This is a genomic window from Streptomyces sp. NPDC053432 (assembly GCF_055585365.1).
This window is the reverse complement of record NZ_JBVJKF010000009.1, coordinates 77,325-95,948: the sequence shown is the minus strand read 5'-3', so window position 1 is coordinate 95,948 and position 18,624 is coordinate 77,325. Positions and strand designations below refer to the sequence as shown.

The 18,624-nt window shown below is 71.0% G+C and carries 17 protein-coding genes; 3 read left to right on the top strand and 14 right to left on the bottom strand.

The genetic code is table 11. The annotated features are described in order from the left end of the window. Positions 1 to 14: 14 nt before the first annotated feature. The 4 genes from ACZ6Y1_RS17145 to ACZ6Y1_RS17130 form a co-directional block, all read right to left on the bottom strand. On the bottom strand, positions 15 to 779 hold the full coding sequence (locus ACZ6Y1_RS17145; RefSeq protein ID WP_469629460.1) for a trypsin-like serine peptidase: 765 nt from the start codon (positions 777 to 779) through the stop codon (positions 15 to 17). A 23-nt stretch (positions 780 to 802) separates the two neighbouring features. After that, positions 803 to 1,894 (bottom strand): alpha/beta hydrolase, encoded by a 1,092-nt coding sequence (locus ACZ6Y1_RS17140; protein ID WP_469629457.1) that lies wholly within the window; start codon positions 1,892 to 1,894, stop codon positions 803 to 805. A gap of 269 nt (positions 1,895 to 2,163) precedes the next feature. After that, positions 2,164 to 3,330, bottom strand: coding sequence for an alpha/beta hydrolase (locus ACZ6Y1_RS17135; RefSeq protein ID WP_469629455.1), 1,167 nt, complete (start codon positions 3,328 to 3,330; stop codon positions 2,164 to 2,166). A gap of 161 nt (positions 3,331 to 3,491) precedes the next feature. Next, positions 3,492 to 3,929 (bottom strand): MarR family winged helix-turn-helix transcriptional regulator, encoded by a 438-nt coding sequence (locus tag ACZ6Y1_RS17130; protein WP_469629452.1) that lies wholly within the window; start codon positions 3,927 to 3,929, stop codon positions 3,492 to 3,494. A gap of 87 nt (positions 3,930 to 4,016) precedes the next feature. Between ACZ6Y1_RS17130 and ACZ6Y1_RS17125 the strand changes: the two genes are divergently transcribed. Further along, the gene (locus tag ACZ6Y1_RS17125; RefSeq protein ID WP_469629448.1) at positions 4,017 to 4,997 is read left to right on the top strand and encodes an SMP-30/gluconolactonase/LRE family protein; all 981 of its coding nucleotides are present in this window, start codon (positions 4,017 to 4,019) and stop codon (positions 4,995 to 4,997) included. A gap of 186 nt (positions 4,998 to 5,183) precedes the next feature. Here ACZ6Y1_RS17125 and ACZ6Y1_RS17120 read toward each other — a convergent pair whose 3' ends face one another. The 8 genes from ACZ6Y1_RS17120 to ychF all read right to left on the bottom strand — a co-directional run bounded on the left by ACZ6Y1_RS17120 (position 5,184) and on the right by ychF (position 13,729). After that, the gene (locus ACZ6Y1_RS17120) at positions 5,184 to 6,170 is read right to left on the bottom strand and encodes an asparaginase (protein WP_469629445.1); all 987 of its coding nucleotides are present in this window, start codon (positions 6,168 to 6,170) and stop codon (positions 5,184 to 5,186) included. Beyond that, positions 6,160 to 6,498 carry an HAD hydrolase-like protein gene (locus ACZ6Y1_RS17115; protein ID WP_469629441.1) on the bottom strand — a complete coding sequence of 113 codons (339 nt, stop codon included), beginning with the start codon at positions 6,496 to 6,498 and terminating at the stop codon, positions 6,160 to 6,162. The genes ACZ6Y1_RS17120 and ACZ6Y1_RS17115 overlap by 11 nt, the downstream gene beginning before the upstream one ends. After that, entirely contained in the window at positions 6,495 to 6,641 is a 147-nt protein-coding gene (locus tag ACZ6Y1_RS17110) for a hypothetical protein (protein WP_469629436.1), read from the bottom strand. The genes ACZ6Y1_RS17115 and ACZ6Y1_RS17110 overlap by 4 nt, the downstream gene beginning before the upstream one ends. Before the next feature lie 15 nt (positions 6,642 to 6,656). Beyond that, a complete protein-coding gene (locus ACZ6Y1_RS17105; RefSeq protein WP_469629434.1) occupies positions 6,657 to 8,495 on the bottom strand; it encodes a carbamoyltransferase family protein in 1,839 nt (612 codons plus the stop codon). After that, complete coding sequence (locus ACZ6Y1_RS17100; protein ID WP_469629431.1) at positions 8,495 to 10,576, bottom strand: iron-containing redox enzyme family protein; 2,082 nt, start codon at positions 10,574 to 10,576, stop codon at positions 8,495 to 8,497. Before ACZ6Y1_RS17100 ends, ACZ6Y1_RS17105 begins: the two co-directional genes overlap by 1 nt. 810 nt (positions 10,577 to 11,386) lie before the next feature. Then, entirely contained in the window at positions 11,387 to 11,854 is a 468-nt protein-coding gene (locus tag ACZ6Y1_RS17095) for a hypothetical protein (protein WP_469629426.1), read from the bottom strand. Continuing rightward, positions 11,851 to 12,399 (bottom strand): ArsR family transcriptional regulator, encoded by a 549-nt coding sequence (locus tag ACZ6Y1_RS17090; protein WP_469629424.1) that lies wholly within the window; start codon positions 12,397 to 12,399, stop codon positions 11,851 to 11,853. Before ACZ6Y1_RS17090 ends, ACZ6Y1_RS17095 begins: the two co-directional genes overlap by 4 nt. Before the next feature lie 241 nt (positions 12,400 to 12,640). Next, positions 12,641 to 13,729 (bottom strand): redox-regulated ATPase YchF, encoded by a 1,089-nt coding sequence (gene ychF / locus ACZ6Y1_RS17085; RefSeq protein WP_469629421.1) that lies wholly within the window; start codon positions 13,727 to 13,729, stop codon positions 12,641 to 12,643. A 321-nt stretch (positions 13,730 to 14,050) separates the two neighbouring features. On the opposite strand from ychF, the gene ACZ6Y1_RS17080 reads away from it, so the two are divergent. Then, the gene (locus ACZ6Y1_RS17080) at positions 14,051 to 14,386 is read left to right on the top strand and encodes a DUF6542 domain-containing protein (RefSeq protein ID WP_469629418.1); all 336 of its coding nucleotides are present in this window, start codon (positions 14,051 to 14,053) and stop codon (positions 14,384 to 14,386) included. A 14-nt stretch (positions 14,387 to 14,400) separates the two neighbouring features. Here the strand turns inward: ACZ6Y1_RS17080 and ppgK are convergent, their stop codons facing one another. Both ppgK and ACZ6Y1_RS17070 read right to left on the bottom strand, forming a co-directional pair. Next, complete coding sequence (gene ppgK / locus ACZ6Y1_RS17075) at positions 14,401 to 15,156, bottom strand: polyphosphate--glucose phosphotransferase (protein ID WP_469629415.1); 756 nt, start codon at positions 15,154 to 15,156, stop codon at positions 14,401 to 14,403. Positions 15,157 to 15,177: 21 nt separating this feature from the next. Beyond that, positions 15,178 to 16,182 carry a 4-hydroxy-3-methylbut-2-enyl diphosphate reductase gene (locus ACZ6Y1_RS17070; RefSeq protein ID WP_469629412.1) on the bottom strand — a complete coding sequence of 335 codons (1,005 nt, stop codon included), beginning with the start codon at positions 16,180 to 16,182 and terminating at the stop codon, positions 15,178 to 15,180. Between the two features lie 95 nt (positions 16,183 to 16,277). Here ACZ6Y1_RS17070 and ACZ6Y1_RS17065 point away from each other — a divergent pair, with 95 nt between their 5' ends. Beyond that, positions 16,278 to 17,672 (top strand): APC family permease, encoded by a 1,395-nt coding sequence (locus ACZ6Y1_RS17065; protein WP_469629406.1) that lies wholly within the window; start codon positions 16,278 to 16,280, stop codon positions 17,670 to 17,672. Positions 17,673 to 18,624 lie beyond the last annotated feature (952 nt).

Genomic DNA, 18,624 nt, shown 5'->3' with positions numbered 1-18,624 from the left:
GGCGGGCGGCCGGCTCAGCTCCGGGCCGCCCGCTCGTACAGGGCCTTGGCGCGCTCGTCGAACAGCGCCGCCGTGGAGTCCACGTCCGTGTCCCCGCCGCTCAGTACGCCGATCAGCCGGCCCGGGCGGCCCGGACCGCCGCGGTCGGCGATCCAGGGGCTGCCGCTGGTGCCCGTCCAGAAGCCCGCGCAGCTCATGTAGAGCATGTCGGGGTCGTTGTCGTCGTGCCGGGTCTGCGTGGTGCAGGAGACGGGCCGGTTCTTCGGGTTGTGCTCGGACTCCGGGTAGCCGACGACGGTCACGTCCCGTTCGTACCCCGAGGTCCATTCGGGTTTCGGGGCCTCCGCCGCCCCGCCCACGGCCTGCTGCACGCTGCGCCCGTCCTCGTCCGGGGCGAGGGTGAGGAAGGCGAAGTCGGCGGTCTCCTCGCCCCATTTCGTCCAGCGGTCGTCGACGTGGATCGAGCGGACCTTCCACACCCCCAGGGGCTGGGTGCCGGCGCCCTCGCCGGAAAAGGCCGGGGCGAAGGCGAGCTCGCCGATGGCCAGGCCGTCGTGGGCGACCTCGCCCGGCTGCCCGGCCTCGCCGGCCGGGGCGACGCAGTGCGCGGCCGTCGCGACGACGTTGCCCTTCGGGCTGTCGACGACGCTCGCGGTGCACCAGTGCTCGCCGCCCGCCATGAGCACGCCGACGGTGGGGAAGGGGAGCACAGGCCGGTCGCCGGGCGCGGTGAGGAACGCGACGGCGCACACCGCTGCGATCCCCGCCACGGCGGCCACGGAGGCCCCCCTGACCGCATGGCTCATCGCACGGCGGGGTCGGGGGTCGGTGCGGACATCACCTTGCTGATCCACTCCAGCGCGCCCTCCCTCATGCCGCGGACGTAGGACTTCCCGTTGTGCTCACCATCCTGGATCACCTGGAGCGTGGTGTGCACGGGACCCTTGCCGTAGTCCTGCATGAACTTCTCGGCCTTCTCGCGGCCTGTCTCCGCGGTGCCGATCTGGAAGTTGATGTAGACGTCCGGGCCGCCCGCCCTGATCAGCTTCTCGGCGAGCTTCTCCGGGTTGTCCTGGTCCATGGCCTGCGTGTTCCCGTTCCACAGCGGGGAATCGGGGACGATGTCGACGCCGCTCGCGATGGCCGCCTTGAAGCGGTCGGGGTACTTCAGGACGTGCTTGAAGGCGCCGAACCCGCCCGCCGAGGATCCCATGAAGGCCCAGCCGTCGCGGGAGGTGAAGGTCCGGAAATTGGCCTTCGTGAAATCCGGGACGTCTTCGACCATCCAGGTGCCCATCTTGGGCTGGCCGGGGATGTCGGAGGCGTCGAAGTGGTGCTTGGTGTCGGCGTTGTGCACCGGCATGATCAGGATGAAGGGCAGGCTCTTGCCGGCCTTCGCCCCGTCGCTGACGGCCTTCTGCAGACCGAGTCCGGGGCCCGTGCCCCAGTAGTTCGTCGGGTAGCCGCGGCCGCCGGGCAGGGAGATCAGCACCGGGAAGGCACTCTTGGCGTACTTCGGCTCGTCGTACTCCTTGGGCACCCACACCCACACGTCACCCGTGAACCCGGACTTCGCGCCGGTGAGGGTGGTCTTGCCGATCTGGGTGCCGTCCGGCAGCCGGCTGGTACGGGTGAACTGGGCCTTCGGCCCGGTCGGCATCCGCACCCCCGGCGGCACGTCGGACACCGCGGCCGCGGTGGAGGTCTTCTGCACCTTCCCGAAGGACACCGGTTCCCCTATGTCCGAGAAGAGGCCGTACTTGTACGCCGCCGCTCCGCCGCCGGCGGCCAGGACGAACGCGAGCCCGCCTCCGATCAGAAGCAGGCGCAGGCGCTTGGGGCGACGGCCGCCCTTGGTCGTGGGGCCGCCGTCGCCTTGCTGGTCATACTGCACGGAATTTGTCCCGTTCCCTCTCCGGCGCTCACCTCGGAGCGCGGGTCGGACCGTTCGGTCCCCCTTACACCCCTGTCAGAGGTATGAACGACGGGAGGGGTTGCCTGGGACGGGCGGGACGTGTCGAGCACCACCCGATGGTGGTCGGGCGTTCGACCGGTCGGCCGGGGGCTCTCCCGGGAGCTCTCCCGGCACGGCCGGGAGCACGGCCGGGAGACGGGCCGGAAGCCCGGCCGGGAGCGCGACCGGGAGCGCGGCCGGGAGCCCGGTCAGCCGGCCGCGGGCTTGGGGCCCTTCAGCACCTTGCTGATCCACTCCAGGGAGCCTTCCTTCATGCCCCGGACGTAGTGCCAGCCGTTGTGCTCGCCGTTCTGGATGTCGCGGATGGTCGTCCTGACCGGGCCCTTGCCGTAGGTCTGGACGAACTTCGTCATCCGCTCCTTCCCGCTCTCCTTCGTGCCGATCTGGAAGTTGATGTAGACCTCGGGGCCGTTGGCGTCGATCAGCTTCTTGGCGAGGACCTCGGGGTTGTTCGCGTCCATCTCCGCCTGGTGGCCCTTCCACAGCGGGGAGTCCGGGACGATCTCACCGCCGCTCGCGATCACGGCCTTGAACTTGTCCGGGTGCTGCAGGAGCGTCTTCATGCCGACGAAGGCGCCGGAGGAGGAGCCCATGAAGGCCCAGCCGTCGCGGGACTTGTACGTACGGAAGTTGGCGCGGGTGAAGTCCGGGACGTCCTCGGCGATCCAGGTGCCCATCTTGGGCTGGCCGGGGATGTCGGCGCCGTCGTAGTAGTACTTGCTGTCCGGGTTGAGCACCGGCATGATCACGATGAAGGGCAGGCTGGTCCCCGCCTGGACGCCCTCGGTGATGGCCTTCTGGAGGCCGAGGCTGCGGTCGGCCCAGTAGTTGTTCGGGAAGCCGTTGCCGCCGGGGAGCGCGATGAGCACCGGGAAGGCGCTCTTGGCGTACTTCGGGTCGTCGTACTCCTTGGGCGCCCACACCCACACGTCGCCCTCGAAGCCGGACTTCGCGCCCGCCAGGCGGGTCTTGGCGATGACCGTGCCGTCGTCGAGCTTGGTGGTCTGCTTGAAGTCGGACTTCGGGCCGCTGGGCATCTGCACGTCGGGGTCGCCGGTGGGCGTGGGCGTGGGCGAGGCCGGGACGGAAGCCGCCGGGGCGCCCGGGGTCTTCTTCTCCGCGCCGGCCGCGGGCTGCTTGCCGAAGGTCACCGCGTCGCCGTTGCCGGAGAACCAGTCGAGCTTCCAGGCGGCGAAGCCACCGCCGCCCAGGAGGAGGGCGAGGGCGACGACCACGCCGATCCATATTCGGCGCCGGGACCTCCGGGGCTGCGGCGGCTGCGGCGGCTGCGGGTACTGCGGCTCCTCGGCCTCGTAGGGCCGGGGCGGGGCCGGGGGCTGCGGGTGCTGGTGCACGTACTTCGCTCCGAACGGTCGTGGCTGCCCCACGGGCAGAAGGGCTGGCTTCTTTTCCTGATGCGCGAATCCCCCGTGCAGTTCCAAATCCCGGCAAAAACGAGCCGGGAATCTTGGGTGAACGCCAGGGTCGGCCGCCGGCGCCGACCGCCGGCGGGCCGTCAGCGCTGTTGGTCGAGGACCTCGGCACACCGTCCCAGCAGGGCGACGAGCTGCTCCCGCTCCTCCGCGCTGAACGCCGCGGCCAGCGCCCGCTCCACCCGCACCGCGCCGGAGTCGGCCTGCTCCATCACCGCACGGCCCTCCTGGGTGAGGCGGGTCTCCAGGACGTTGCGGTGGAGCTCGTGCGGGGTCCGCTCGATGAGCCCGCGCTCCTGGAGGTTCTTCAGGACGGTGTTCATGGTCGGCGGCGTCACCCCGCACAGCCGGGCGAGCGCGGCGGCGGAGACACCGGGCTTCTCGGCCAGCCAGAGCAGTGCGGCGTACTGCGGAACCGTTACTGCGGCCGGCTTGACCGCGGCGTTCTTCGCCGCGAGGAGCGCCTGCTCGGCGCGCTTGATGTGCGCGCCGATGCGCTCGTCGGGGGCCATGGAGGTCATTCCCGCATCCTACGGCCCTTGCATGCATTAGAGCTCTAACATAGATTCGCTTGCACCTGACAAGTAGAGAACATCGGGGGATACGTGATGAAACTCCTGCCCGCCGCCGCCCTGACCACCGCCCTGTCCCTGGCCTGCCTGGGAGCGGCCCCGGCCTCCGCGCTCCCCTCGCCGGCCGGCGCCCGGATATCCACCGCCTTCTCGATACCCGGTGCGAAGGTCTATCCCGAGGGCATCGCCACCGACGCCCGTACGCACACCGTCTACGTGGGCTCGTACGCGGACGGCACGGTCTACCGGGCCCGTCCCGGCCGCACCGAGGCGGAGGTGTTCCTGCCCTCCGGGACCGACGGCCGCCGCACGGCGAACGGCCTGCGGGTCGACGCCCGGGGGCGGCTCTGGGTGACCGACTCCACGGCCGGGGTCTCGGTCTACGACACCGCGACGGGCTCCCGGCTGGCCCACTTCGAGGTGGCGGGCAGCGGCCCCCGCTTCGTCAACGACCTGACGGTCACCCCGGACGGCACCGCGTACCTCACCGACAGCGTCCGCGGGGTGATCTACCGCGTGACCCCGCAGCAGCTGGCCGCCGGCAGCGGCCCCCTCACCGAGGCGTACGACCTGTCCCCGGCCCTGCGCCCCCGCCCGGCGGGCGGCTTCAGCCTCAACGGGATCGTCTCGGACCGCGCCGGGCGCTACCTGCTCGCCGTGGACATGCCGGAGGGGGACCTGTACCGCGTGGACCTCGCCTCCGGGGCCGTGCGCCGCGTCGACCTCGGCGGCCGGGACATGAAGGCCGCCGACGGCCTCGACCTCTCCCCCGACGGCACCCTGCGGGTGGCGCACAACACCACCAACACCCTGACCCGCTGGCGGCTCACCGCGGACGGCACGAGGGCCCGCCTGATCCGCACGGTCACCGACCCGTCCCTGCAGATCCCGACGACCCTGTCGCACACCCCGGGCCGCACCCTGGTGGTCCGCTCCCAGTTCGACAAGGGCGGCCCGATGACCCCGAGCACGGGCACTCCGACCACCTTCACGGTGGCCTCGGTGCGCGGCCTCTGACGGGGGCGCCGGGGACACGGCGAAGGGTCCGGCCCCTGGAGGAGCCGGACCCTTCGGACCGGTGCGCCGGTGTTCAGGCGCTCACGCGCTCACGCGCTCACGGACTGCACCGTCTCCCGCGGCTGCGGCTGCGGCCGCGGCCGCAGGATCAGCGAGGTGGGGTGCGGCCGGGTCGGGGGCGGGCCGTCAGATGAGCGTGTGCAGGCGGCCGACCGGGCGTCCGCCGCCCCACAGCCGGGGGCCCGTCAGGTGCTCCACGGCCCGCTCGGCCGATGCGGGCACCGGCAGCCGGCCGAGCTTGGTGAACGCGGTGAGCGCCACCGGCATCGAGGCCCGGACCGCGCCGTCGTCGATCTTCACGGCCACGGCACCGGCTCCCGGTGCGGCCAGCAGGTGCAGGCCCTCGGCCCCGAACTTCGACATCAGCCCCGGAAGGGCTGCCATCGCCCGCGCGTCGGTCTGGCCGGTGCCCTCGACCAGCCGCGGGTGGGCGCGCATCGCGTCGGCGACCGCCCGCTCCTCGGTGCCCTCGGCGGCCTCGACCAGGCGGGAGGAGGCGCGTGCCAGGCCGGTCAGGCTGACCGCGAAGATCGGCACGCCGCATCCGTCGGTGCCGGTCGCCGCGATCGGCTCGCCGGCCAGCTCCTCGATCACCGAGGCGGCCAGCTTCTGCAGGGGGTGGTCGAGCTCCCGGTAGGTCGCCGTGTCCCAGCCGTTCGCGACGCACGTCGCGAGCATCGCCGAGTGCTTGCCCGAGCAGGTCATGTACGTGCGCCGCGCCGTGCCGCCGGCGGCGACGACCGCGTTGCGGGAGGCCGGGTCGGCGGGCAGGTCGGACGGGCACTGGAGGGCGTCGTCGCCCAGGCCGGCGGCCGACAGGATCGCCTCGACCCGCTCGACGTGCATCGGCTCGCCCCGGTGGCTGGCCGAGGCGATCGCCAGCTCGGCGGCGCCGGCGGGCCGCCACCCGGCCCGCAGCATCGCGACGGCCAGGACCGGCTTGATGGCCGAGCGCGGGAAGACGGGGGAGACGACGTCGCCGACCGACGCGATCAGTGCGCCCGCGGGGTCGACCACCGCGACGGAGCCGCGGTGGAAGCTCTCGGTGAAACCGGAGCGGACGGTCTCGGCGACGTTGTCACCGCCGCGGTAGACGGAGGGTTCAGGACTCACTGCGGGCACTCCTTGCGAGGGTGTGAACGAGCGACGCCACGCAGGCGCCGTCATACGAGCAGTCGCAACCGGACCGATTGACGTGGACGACGCCCTGCAGACCGGCGCTGCGGGCGCCCAGGACGTCGGTGGCGACCTCGTCACCGATGTGCACGACCCGCGCCGCGGGCACGCCGAGCGCCGCGGCCGACTCCAGGAGCCGGACGGCGTCGGGGTACGGGCTCACCGAGTCCGGGACGGCCGCGCGGCGCAGGGCGACGAGGCCGCCCAGCTCGGATGCGGAGAGGTGGCGGCCGCGGCGGACGTCGAAGAACCGGCCGTAGCTCAATTCGCCTTCTTGACGACCGGCTTGTCCCAGGCGGAAGGCGCGTTGTGGAACCGGGGACCGAACCGGCTCGACGCGCGCAGGCGCCGGTAGAGCGAGATCGGGATGAAGAACGTGACGAATACCGCGGATGCTGCGAAACGCATGGAAGTCAGTCCTTTTCAGTCGAGCGGGATCTCGTCGCGCCAGTCGCCGGCTTCGGTGAAGGGCGGCTGGTCGTCCTTGCGCAGCACGTGGCTGCCCAGGACGAGCACGTCCATCCCGGTGCGCATGAAGCAGCGGTAGGCGTCCTCGGGGGTGTGGACGATGGGTTCGCCGCGCACGTTGAACGAGGTGTTCACCAGGACCGGACAGCCGGTCGCCTCCTTGAAGGCGCGCAGGAGCCGGGCGTACGGCTCGTTGTCGTGGTCGGTGACGGTCTGGACCCGCGCCGAGAGGTCCACGTGGGTGACGGCCGGGAGCTCCGAACGGGTTTCGTTGATGCTGCCCAGGCCACGGCTGGGCCCGCCGGGCCGCAGCGCGGCCTCGGACTTGATCCGGTCCGCGATCTCGGCGACCACCAGCATGTACGGGCTGTCGCCGACGAGACCGAAGTAGTCCCGGGCGTCCTCCGCGAGCACGGCGGGTGCGAACGGCCGGAACGACTCGCGGAACTTGATCTTGAGGTTCATCCGCTTCTGCATGTCCCGGTCGCGCGGATCGCCGATGATCGACCGTGCGCCGAGCGCGCGCGGACCGAACTCCATGCGTCCCTGGAACCAGCCGACCACGGCGCCCCCGGCCAGGTGGGAGGCGACCTCGTCGTACAGCTTGTCCCGCGTGTACGTCTGGAAGACGTATCCGTTGGCGGTGAGGAACTCCTCGACCTCGGCATCGGAGAAGCCCGGCCCCAGCAGCGCGCCGGACATGCCGTCGGTGCCCGCGGCGAGGTGCGGCCGGCCGTGCACGCCGACCGAGTGGTCGAGCGCCGCACCCAGGGCGCATCCCGCGTCACCGGCCGCCGGCTGGATCCACATCTCGTCGACGATGCCGGAGCGGCTCAGTACACCGTTGGCGACGCAGTTCAGGGCGACGCCGCCCGCCATGACGATCTTCCGCTCGCCGGTCTGCTCCACCGCCGCACGGGCCAGCCCGAGCACGATCTCCTCGGTGACCACCTGGACCGAGGCGGCCAGGTCGCAGTGCCGCTGCTCCAGCTCGCTCTCCGCGTCCCGGATCGGGGCGCCGAAGAGCTTCTCGAAGGCGCGCCCCACCATGCGCGAACCCTGGTGGAACTCGAAGTACCTCATGTTCAGCGTGAACGACCCGTCGGGCCGGATGTTCACCAGCTCGCGGCGGATGACGTCCGCGTACCGCGGCTCCCCGTAGGGCGCCAGACCCATCAGCTTGTATTCGCCGGAGTCGACCTTGAAACCGCAGTAGTAGGTGAACGCCGAGTACAGCATGCCCACGGAGTGCGGGTAGGAGACCGAGTTCACCAGCTCCAGGGAGTTGCCGCGACCGTGCCAGATCGTGGTGGTCTGCCACTCGCCCACGCCGTCGATGGTGAGCACGGCCGCGTTCTCGAACGGCGAGGGGAAGAACGCCGACGCCGCGTGCGAGCGGTGGTGCTGCGAGCCGACCGTCTTCGGGGCCGTACCGCGCCCCATGGCGTGGAGTTCGGCGTCCACCCGCTGCAGGGCGTCGCGCTTCCACCTCAGCCACTCGGGCACCACGGCCGAGAACGGCCGCAGTCCGCGCGGTCCGGCGCTGGCGAACGACGACAGCACGCGCCCGAACTTCAGCTGCGGGTCCTCGTAGTACACGACGGCATTGAGGTCCGCGAGGGAGATCCCGGCGTGGTCGAGGCAGTACGCGATCGCGTCGGTCGGGAACGCCGGGTCGTGCCGGACTCGGCTGAATCGTTCCTGTTGTGCAGCGGCCACCACGACGCCGTCGCGGACCAGGGCGGCCGCGCTGTCGTGATAGTAGGCCGATATGCCGAGCGTGTAGACGGACATCAGGACACCCCCACCGGTGTGTGGTGGAACAGCGACCGGCCTTGCGATCGGGATTTCCACGGCGTTGTCAGGAAGCGGTAGCCGATCAGATCGGCGATTTTGGACGGCACCGGGGCCAGGGACTCGTAGCCGATCCGCACCCGCTGCCATTCGGCGGCTGACTCCTCGGGACTCGACAGCTTCGCCACGGTGCGCATGTGCGTGTCGATCGCGTCCGCGGCCCAGGCCGAGTGGCCGGTGGACACGTTGTCGATCGTGTTGTGCAGGTCGACGAAATGGGTGGAGAAGCCGTAGTGCTTCAGGAACGTCCGCGCGGTGCGGTAGCTGCCGCCGACGCCCGAGAGTTCCATCGCCAGGTTCATGCCAAGGATCTCCGGCAGGAACGTGTGCGGCAGCTTGCCCAGGCACAGCCAGTAGACCGGCCTCTCGAGCGATTCCTCCCGGAACCGGGTGTCGTAGGCGAACTCCCGGCTGCCGGTCGGCGCCAGCTCGATGCCCATTTCGCGCAGCACGTCGCGGTAGATCTTGGGATGGTTGATCTCGATGTCGCCGTTGCCCAGCTCGTCCCAGTAGGTTTCGAACAGGGGGAAGCCGAACCGAGTGGTGGCGAGCCCCGCGTCGGTGAATCCCTGCAGCCAGGAACCGTCGATCAGCGTCAGCGGCGCCAGTTGCAGCGTCGAATCGACGACCGCCTCACGGCTGGGCAGCTCGTTCGACCTGCCGGCCTCGAACTCGACGCCGTGCTTGTCGTGCTTGTCCAGCAGCCAGGGCCGCAGTCCGGCGGGCGTCCACTTCTCGGGCAGCGACCGGTCCGTAAGCCCCACCGACAGCTTCGCCCTGGCCAGCCGGCGCTTCACGTACCGGATGGCGAACCTGCGGGTGGCCGGAGCCAGCGCACGGCCCTGCAGGACGTAGTACGCCTCGCGGATGTCGCCGGGCTCGATCCCGTCCTCGGCGGTTCCGGCCGCTTCGAGCGCCGCGAGGTCCAGCGCCTTCGGGGCAGGGGCGGCCGGCGGCGGTGCGGGCCGCGGCTCCGGGTCGGCGAGCGAGTCGATCCACTTCGAGATGACCTCGACGTCGTCGGGCGAGAAGACCCGGAACATCGGGCCCTTCGGACCGATCAGCCCGTTGACCAGGGAGCTGCTCTCCGCGTTGCCCGGCTTGACCATGCGGGTCGCGGCCAGCTCCTCCAACAGCGGGGCGGGGTCGGTCTTCGCACGATCGAGCAGGTCGGAGAGGGTTCCGTCGCCCATCGCGAAACCCTGGTGGTAGACGGCCCCTTCGCGGGCCCGCTCCCGGATGAGCTGCTCCATCGCCCGCCGCGGGTCCAGCGCGGCCGCGGCCTCGTCGAGCAGCAGCCCGTTCCACGACCGCAGGGCGCCCAGCATCCAGGCCGCGCCGAGCTCGACCCGGCGGCGCGCGTCCGCTCCCGTCCCGGCGAACCGCTTCGCGACGGTGCGGGAGACCTCCAGCGGCTCCGCGATGTCGGTCGCGCCGGTGGAGCGCGCGAGGTCCAGGCGCGCCCACTCGCTGCGCCCACCCGCGCCCGACCGCAGCGCCTGCCAGCAGGGCAGCATGCCGGCCGTGCGCATCACCACGTCGATGCCGGCGATCAGCGGCGCGAACGCGTCACTGCGCCTGGACAGCGCGAACAGCGCCGCGGGCAGCGCGAACATGTGGTCCCGGATCGGACGCTCGGCGGCCAGTTCGACCGCGTCCACGGCCAGTTCGGCCCGGCCGTGGTGCTTCGCGAGCATCTTGAACTCGTCGTACCGGGACGACCGCGGGTCGCCGACGCCGATGTCGTCGGCGAACAGGGCCAGGATCCGTAGGTGGACCTCGTCCTCGAAGACGCCCGGTGCGCTCATGCCCTGCAGCCACGCCCCGAGCGTCGAGGCGAGCGGGGCGGACTGCCGCAGGAGCGCGTGCGCCAGGGCTTCCGGGGAGCCGGCGCGGTCTGCGGCAGCGGTCAACTCCTGGTAGACGCCGGACTGTTCGTCCGACCACGACCGTACGCCGTCGAGGGTGACGGACAGGTCCGGAGGGGTGGCCCGAGGGTCGACGGACGCGACCTCGGCCATGAGTGTGCGAATCGTGGTGGCGCCCAGGAACAACTCCGGGTCGGCACACCGGCGGTACGTCTCACGCCACATTGAATGCCCTCTTGCTCTTCGGCCGCCCCCTAGAACATCGGGTAGATCGACGCGTCCGTCTTCTTGGGCTTCTTGCGCCCGAAGATCCGCTTGAACAGAGACTTGATGAACGACATTGCGATACCCCCTGTTGAACGCTGTTGGATGTGTTCAAGAAGTTGCGGGCGACGAGGTCGTGGCCGACGTCGGCGGATTGGGCCACGCCGGGGGCTGAAGTTGACGAAGTCGATGCCCAACTCCTCCGCCCGCCCCCTGCTCCATCTTCGCCGCGTACTCGATGTTCACGTCCCTGCTCAGGATGCCCTGTACATCGCGACGAAACCGCCCACGCGTTCGAACTCGTCGAAGATCGGCTCCCCCTCGCGGCTGCCCTTGCCCCGTACCCAGCCGGCGAGAGGTCGGAGCATGGGCGGCCCCACGGCCAAGGCGGTGGGCCGGCACCTGCGCTGCCACGGCTACCCGACCTGGGAGGCGGGCACTCGACGCCATCAAAGCGCCGATCCAGCACGGTGACGACGAAGGGGTCGGACTCGACAGAGCCCAACCCCTTCTGAACTGCATGTTTGCCACGTCAGCGACGTGGTGTTGTTTCATCCGCTCAGACGTTGAAGCGGAACGCACACGACAGCGCTCCCACCTGCGGAAACGCGGTTTTGTGCGGCTCAAGTAAGCACAGAATCAGCACGGCAGAATAAGGTCGACGCTCCCGCCCCGCGACCGAGCCGACGGATCAGAGCTTCAGTAACGCGGCATGTTCGGGATCGCCTTCTCCGCGAGCTCGATGAGCGCCTCCACCTTCGCCACGTCGCCCGCGACCTCCTCCGGCGTCACAGCGGGGGCCTCCGACGACCGGTACTCGACTTCGTTGCGCCGGGCTCGCATGCGGTTGAAGGGACGCAGCATGGACCCGAGCGGCGGGTCGAGCTGCGCCCGCACGGCCTCGTAGATGACGGTATGGCCACCACGACTGGTCGCACGCAGCCCCTGGTTCTGCAGTACCGCGGCCAGCGCCCTGCGCGCGGCGTCATAGGCCAGCGTGTAGGCACCCTCCGGGTCCGTGTCCGCCAACTGCCGCGCGGAGCCGACATGGGTACGCGCCCGGACCAGCTCCGCTTCGGCGGCCTCCCGAGAAGCGGGGACTCGTTCGAGTCCACCACTGGCGATGAGCGCGTCAACCGTCGACCGCCCTTGATCCCAGCGCGTCATTGCGCCTCCAAGTCAAGGTTCAGCTGCACCAGCGGACGTTCGCGAACGCTGGTGAGGAACGGATCGTCCGTGGGGGCCTCCCACGCCTCGACGGAGACCCGATGAATGTTGACCTCACGACGCAAGCGCCGTGACGCCTCCTCGGCCAGGTCGAAGAGCGCGTCGGCATCGGGGGCACCCACGACGAGGACATCCACATCAGCAGGCGGCAGCCCCGGCTCACCGTTGTACCGGGCGGCCCACGAGCCATGGATATAGGCGCGCTCCACGCCTTCGAGTCCGGCGAGCGCATCGGTGAGCACGGGCACGGGGCCGAAGGAGACGGACATGAGCTCGCTCAGCGGACGGTACAGCGGAGTGTCCGTCCGGGCCTTGACGAGGCGACTGCGCCCCACTCGCCGATCGGCCAGGATGCCACCGCCGGTCAACCGGTCAACCTCCCGCAGCACAGCAGTGGGCGTCACACCGACCTCGGCCGCGAGCTCAGTGATGCTGTACTCGCGGTCCGGATGCAGGAGCACCAGGGCGAGGAGCTCGCCTTGCATGCGAGACCGGAGGATGGGGAGCAGACTCGGTGACACTTTCATTGGACGCAGGATATCAAGCGTTCAATGAAAGTAACAGTCGGCACCCAGGCGCTCACGCATACCCACGAATACTGCCGTGAGGCGCCTCCAGGTCAGCACCAAGTCAACTTGGGAATGCGAAAGGGGTCGGACTCGCCAGAGTCCGACCCCTTCCGGCCTGCACATTTGACTGATTACGTCACGTGCAGCAATGAAGCGACTACACGTTGAAGCGGAACTCCACCACGTCGCCGTCCTGCATGACGTAGTCCTTGCCCTCCATGCGGGCCTTGCCCTTCGAGCGGGCCTCCGCGACCGAGCCGCATTCGACCAGGTCCGCGAAGGAGATGACCTCCGCCTTGATGAAGCCGCGCTGGAAGTCGGTGTGGATGACGCCCGCCGCCTCCGGGGCGGTGGCGCCCTTCTTGATGGTCCAGGCGCGGGTTTCCTTCGGGCCTGCCGTCAGGTACGTCTGGAGGCCCAGCGTGGCGAAGCCGACGCGGCCGAGGGTGGCCATGCCCGGCTCGTCCTGGCCGACCGACTGGAGGAGCTCCAGCGCCTCGTCGTCCTCCAGCTCGATGAGCTCCTGCTCCAGCTTCGCGTTCAGGAAGATCGCCTCGGCCGGGGCGACCAGGGCGCGCTGCTCGTCCTTGAAGGCCTCGTCCGTCAGCTCGTCCTCGTCCACGTTGAAGACGTAGAGGAAGGGCTTCGTGGTGAGGAGGTGCAGCTCGTGCAGGAGGTCACCCTGCTCCGTGCCCTTGGTGATGCCCTTCGAGAAGAGCGTGTCGCCCGCTTCGAGGATCTTCTTGGCCTCGACGACGGCCGCGAGGACCGCGACCTTCTCCTTCTGGAGGCGGGACTCCTTCGTCAGGCGCGGCTCGGCCTTCTCGATGGACTGGAGGTCGGCGAGGATCAGCTCGGTGTTGATCGTCTCGATGTCGTCCTTGGGCGAGACCTTGCCGTCGACGTGGACGACGTTCTCGTCCTTGAAGGCGCGGATGACCTGGCAGATCGCGTCCGACTCGCGGATGTTCGCGAGGAACTTGTTGCCGAGGCCCTCGCCCTCCGAGGCGCCGCGCACGATGCCCGCGATGTCGACGAAGTCGACCGTGGCAGGCAGGATGCGCTGGGAGCCGAAGATGCCGGCCAGGACGGCCAGGCGGGAGTCGGGGACGCCGACGACGCCGACGTTCGGCTCGATGGTGGCGAACGGGTAGTTGGCCGCCAGCACGTCGTTCTTGGTCAGGGCGTTGAACAGGGTCGACTTGCCGACATTCGGCAGACCGACGATTCCGATCGTGAGCGACACGTTGGCGACTTCCCGTAGCTGGAGGGGGCGGCGGCCCGGGTGCGGGCCACCGGACAGTTTACTTTCCGATGAGTGGCGGTGGATGTACGCGTGTCCAGGACCGGATCCGGCGGCTCCCGCGCCTAGTTTTGTGGGGTGGAGCAATACAGGACGCGACCGGTCCCTCACCCCCAGCGAGTACCGAGGCCGCCGAGGCCCCAGCGGCCCGCGCGGCCCCCGGCCCAGCGCACGCGCCCGACGGCCTCCGCCGCGAGCGTCGCGCGGCGGCTGCCGCGGCCGCGGCTGACGGGGCTCGGCGGCGGGCTGTTCGCGTGCGCCGCCATGGTGCTGGTGGCCGGCTTCGCCTGGCTGCTGTTCGACTCGTCGCTGTTCGTCTACGGGCTGCTGTTCCCGCCCGTCGCCGCGGCCACCGCCCTGTGGGTGCGGCCCGCCGACCTGATCACCGCGCCGATCTCCGCCCCCATCGCCTTCGCCGCCGGAGTCTGGCCCGTGGCGGGCGGCTCCGGCGGCTTCGGCGGGCAGCTGATGGGGCTGGTGTCCGCGCTGTCCCTGCACGCCGGGTGGCTGTACGCGGGGACGCTGGTCGCCGCCCTGATCGCCGTCGTACGGAAGGCCGTGCTGATCGGGCGGCGCAGGGTTCCCCGACGGGTCGGCTAGGCGGTGTTTCCGAACTAGCCGGACGCGCCGGCGGCCGCCTTCGCCGCCATCGCCGCGCCCACGATGCCCGCGTTGTTCTGGAGCTTGGCGGGGACGATCTCCGCGCGGATGCCCTCGATCAGCGGCAGGAACTTCTCCGGCTTGCGGCTGACCCCGCCGCCGATGATGAAGAGGTCCGGGGAGAACAGCATCTCCACGTGGGCCAGGTATTTCTGGAGGCGGTGCGCCCAGCGCTCCCAGGTCAGGTCACCGTCCTCCTTGGCCTTCACCGACGCCCGCGTCTCCGCGTCGTGGCCCTTGAGCTCCAGGTGGCCGAGTTCCGAGTTCGGTACGAGACGCCCGTCCGTGAACAGGGCGCTGCCGATGCCCGTCCCCAGCGTGAGCAGGATGACCGTGCCCGCCCGGCCCGCGCCCGCCCCGTACGTCATCTCCGCGACGCCCGCCGCGTCCGCGTCGTTGAGGACCGTCACCGGCATGCCGCCCAGCTCGCGCGAGAGGAGGCCCGCGGCGTCGGCGCCGACCCACCCCTTGTCCACGTTGGCCGCCGAGCGGGTGATCCCGTTCGTGACGACGCCCGGGAAGGTGACCCCGACCGGCCCCGACCAGGAGAAGGCGCCGACCACCTCCGCGACGCAGCCGGCCACCCCCTCGGGGGTGGCCGGTTGCGGTGTCAGTACCTTGTGGCGCTCCTGTGCCAGGTCGCCCCTCGCCAGGTCCACGGGAGCGCCCTTGATCCCGGAACCACCGATGTCCACACCCATGATCTGCATGGACATACCGTACGAAACCAGTTACTTGTCCGCGACCAGTTCGGCCGCTTCGGCACGCAGGTCGCGGCGCAGCTCCTTGGGCAGGGAGAAGACGATCGACTCCTCCGCCGTCTTGACGATCTCCACGTCGGCGAAGCCGCGCGCGGCCAGCCACTCCAGGACCTCCTCGACCAGCACCTCCGGCACCGAGGCGCCCGAGGTCAGGCCGACCGTGGTGACGCCCTCCAGCCAGGCCTCGTCGATCTCGCTCGCGAAGTCGACCAGGTGGGCGGCCTTGGCGCCGGCGTCCTTGGCGACCTCGACCAGCCGGATGGAGTTCGAGGAATTCTTCGAGCCGACCACGATGACCAGGTCGGAGTCGGCGCCCATCACCTTGACGGCGGCCTGCCGGTTGGAGGTGGCGTAGCAGATGTCGTCGCTGGGCGGGGAGACGAGGAGCGGGAACTTCGTCTTCAGCGCGTCGACCGTCTCCATCGTCTCGTCGACGGAGAGGGTGGTCTGGGAGAGCCAGACGACCTTGGACTCGTCGCGGACCTCGACCTTGGCCACGTCCTCCGGGCCGTCGACGATCGTGATGTGGTCCGGGGCCTCGCCGGAGGTGCCGATGACCTCCTCGTGGCCCTCGTGGCCGATGAGGAGGATGTCGAAGTCCTCGTTCGCGTACCGGATGGCCTCCTTGTGCACCTTGGTGACGAGCGGGCACGTGGCGTCGATCGTCGCGAGCCTGCCGCGCGCCGCCTCCTCGTGCACCACCGGCGCCACGCCGTGCGCGGAGAACATCACGATGTTGCCCTCGGGTACCTCTTCCGTCCGCTCGACGAAGATCGCGCCCTTCTTCTCCAGGGTCTGCACGACGTACTTGTTGTGCACGATCTCGTGCCGGACGTAGACCGGCGCCCCGTACTGCTCGAGGGCTTTCTCGACGGCGATCACGGCTCGGTCGACGCCCGCGCAGTAGCCGCGGGGCGCGGCGAGCAGGACACGGCGGGAAGCGGGAGCGGGGGCGGGAGCAGTCATGTGCTCCATCGTACGGGGGTCTTCAGCAGGCCGTACGTCCCCCGTACGGCACACACTTGCCGGGAAGATCGGAAGAAACGTCCCGACAGTCACCCGGAGGACTGATGGCGTCCGCTACGGATTCCGGCAACGCCGCGCCCCGAGAAACGGGCGGCGGTGCGCCCACCGCCCTGCGGCGGAGTCTCGGCTTCCGGGACCTGGTCGTCTACGGGCTGCTCTTCATCGCCCCGATGGCCCCGGTCGGGGTCTTCGGCACCCTCGACGCGAAGTCGCACGGGGCGGTGGCCCTGGTGTACCTGGCCGCGACCGTCGCGATGGCGTTCACGGCCTTCTCGTACGCGCAGATGGTGCGGGTCGCCCCGCAGGCCGGTTCGGTCTTCACGTACGCCCGCAAGGGCCTGGGCGAGGGGGCCGGGCTGATCGCCGGGTGGATGGCGATGCTCGACTACCTGCTGATCCCGGCGGTCGCGTACCTGTTCTCGGGGATCGCGATGAACGCGCTGGTGCCGGAGGTCTCCCGGTGGGTGTGGACGGCGCTGGCGGTGGTCGTGACCACCGGCCTCAACCTGTGGGGCGTACGGACGGCAGCGCGGGTCGGTTTCGCCGTACTGGCCATGGAGGTCCTGGTCCTGCTGGTGTTCCTGGTCGCGGCGGTGACGGTGCTGGTCCGGGACGGGGCGCGGCGCGGGCTCCTGTCCCCGCTGACGGGCGACGGCTCGCTCGGCTTCAGCGCGGGGGCGGTGCTGACGGCGGTGTCGGTGGCGGTGCTGTCGTACCTGGGCTTCGACGCGATCGTCTCCTTCGCGGAGGAGGTGACCGGGGGCTCGCGGCGGGTGGCGCGGGCGGTGCTGTTCTGCCTGGGGATGGCGGGTGCGCTGTTCGTCGCGCAGACCTATCTGGTGGCGCTGCTGAACCCGGTCTCCTCGGCGGAGCTGGCGGCCGACCCGGGGCTGCAGGGCCCGGCCTTCTACACCGCGGTGGAGTCCTCGGTCGGCACCTGGCTGCACGACCTGGTGGCGGTCAGCAAGGCCGTCGGGGCGGCGTTCGCGGCGCTGGCCGGGCAGGCGGCGGCGGGCCGGCTGGTGTTCGCGATGGCGCGCGAGGGGCGGCTGCCGCGGGCGCTGGCGCGGACGTCGGGCGGTACTCCGCGGGTGGCTCTGGCGGTGGCGGCGGCGGTGACGCTGGTGGCCGCGCTGTGGGCGGCGGGGCGCGACGACGGGCTCGACCACCTGGTCTCGGTGGTGGACGTGGGGGCGCTGGTGGCGTTCACGCTGCTGCACGCGTCGGTGGTGGGGTGGTTCGTGGTGAAGCGGCGGGAGGAGCCGCCGAACTGGTGGAAGCACCTGGTCATGCCGGTGCTGGGGGCGGTGGTGACGGTGGCGGTGATCGTGGAGGCGTCCTGGGCGGCGCGGGTGGTGGGGGCGGTGTGGCTGGGGGTGGGGCTGTGCGTGTTGCTCGCGCAGCGGGGGCGGGGTCGGGGGTGGGGGGTGTCGCCTTGACGGGTGCGGCGCCGCTGCCGCTGCCGCTGCCGAGCCCGTCTGTCGGGCGCGGCCCCGCTCCCGGGGCTCCGCCCCGCACCCCGCGCCTCAATCGCCGGCGGGGCTCGGCTTGGCCGGAGCCGCCGTCTGTCGGGTGCGGCCCCCCTCCCGGGGCTCCGCCCCGCACCCCGCGCCTCAATCGGCGGCGGGGCTCGGCTTGGCCGGGGCCGCCGTCTGTCGGGTGCGGCGCGGCTCCCGGGGCTCTGCCCCGCGCCCCCGCCGCCTCAATCGGCGGCGGGCTCTTCTTTGGCCGGGGTCGTCTTTTTCGGGTGCGGGGCCGTTGCGGGGGCTCTGCCCCCGTGCCCCCGCGCCTCAATCGCCGGCGGGGCTGGGGGTGGGGCGGGTCGGGAGTGGGCTGGCGGGGCGGTGGCCCTCCGGAGTGACTCCTCGTCCTCGCGCCTGCGGGCACCGCGAGAACTCCGTCCGGTGGTTGCACGCTCGTCCTGCGGGGACCCTCCTGCGGACCCCCACCCCACCAACCCACTCCCGCCCCGCCGAGCGCTCTGTGAACCGCACCGGACCCCCGCTACGCCCGCTGCGGCGATCTCCAGCCCCTCCGGCGATTGAGGAGCGGGGTACGGGGCAGAGCCCCGACGTTGAGCCGCACCGGCAGACGGCGGGAGCCAAACCCAGCCTCGCCGGCGATTGAGGCGCGGGGGCGGGGGCGGAGCCCCGGTCCTTGAGCCGCGCTGGGCAGCGGGCAGCAGCCACCTCCAGCCCCTCCGGCGCTTGAGGAGCGGGGTACGGGGCAGAGCCCCGACGTTGAGCCGCACCGGCAGACGGCGGGAGCCAAACCCAGCCTCGCCGGCGTTTGAGGCGCGGGGGCGGGGGCGGAGCCCCGGTCCTTGAGCCGCGCTGGGCAGCGGGCAGCAGCCACCTCCAGCCCCTCCGGCGCTTGAGGAGCGGGGTACGG

Coding starts and splice junctions, on each gene's coding strand:
- ACZ6Y1_RS17130 (WP_469629452.1), bottom strand. CDS start 3,929: ATGACCTCCATGGCCCCCGACGAGCGCATCGGCGCGCACATCAAGCGC.
- ACZ6Y1_RS17125 (WP_469629448.1), top strand. CDS start 4,017: ATGAAACTCCTGCCCGCCGCCGCCCTGACCACCGCCCTGTCCCTGGCC.
- ACZ6Y1_RS17110 (WP_469629436.1), bottom strand. CDS start 6,641: ATGCGTTTCGCAGCATCCGCGGTATTCGTCACGTTCTTCATCCCGATC.
- ACZ6Y1_RS17105 (WP_469629434.1), bottom strand. CDS start 8,495: ATGTCCGTCTACACGCTCGGCATATCGGCCTACTATCACGACAGCGCG.
- ACZ6Y1_RS17100 (WP_469629431.1), bottom strand. CDS start 10,576: ATGGCCGAGGTCGCGTCCGTCGACCCTCGGGCCACCCCTCCGGACCTG.
- ACZ6Y1_RS17095 (WP_469629426.1), bottom strand. CDS start 11,854: ATGACGCGCTGGGATCAAGGGCGGTCGACGGTTGACGCGCTCATCGCC.
- ACZ6Y1_RS17090 (WP_469629424.1), bottom strand. CDS start 12,399: ATGCAAGGCGAGCTCCTCGCCCTGGTGCTCCTGCATCCGGACCGCGAG.
- ACZ6Y1_RS17080 (WP_469629418.1), top strand. CDS start 14,051: ATGGTGCTGGTGGCCGGCTTCGCCTGGCTGCTGTTCGACTCGTCGCTG.
- ppgK (WP_469629415.1), bottom strand. CDS start 15,156: ATGCAGATCATGGGTGTGGACATCGGTGGTTCCGGGATCAAGGGCGCT.
- ACZ6Y1_RS17070 (WP_469629412.1), bottom strand. CDS start 16,182: ATGGAGCACATGACTGCTCCCGCCCCCGCTCCCGCTTCCCGCCGTGTC.
- ACZ6Y1_RS17065 (WP_469629406.1), top strand. CDS start 16,278: ATGGCGTCCGCTACGGATTCCGGCAACGCCGCGCCCCGAGAAACGGGC.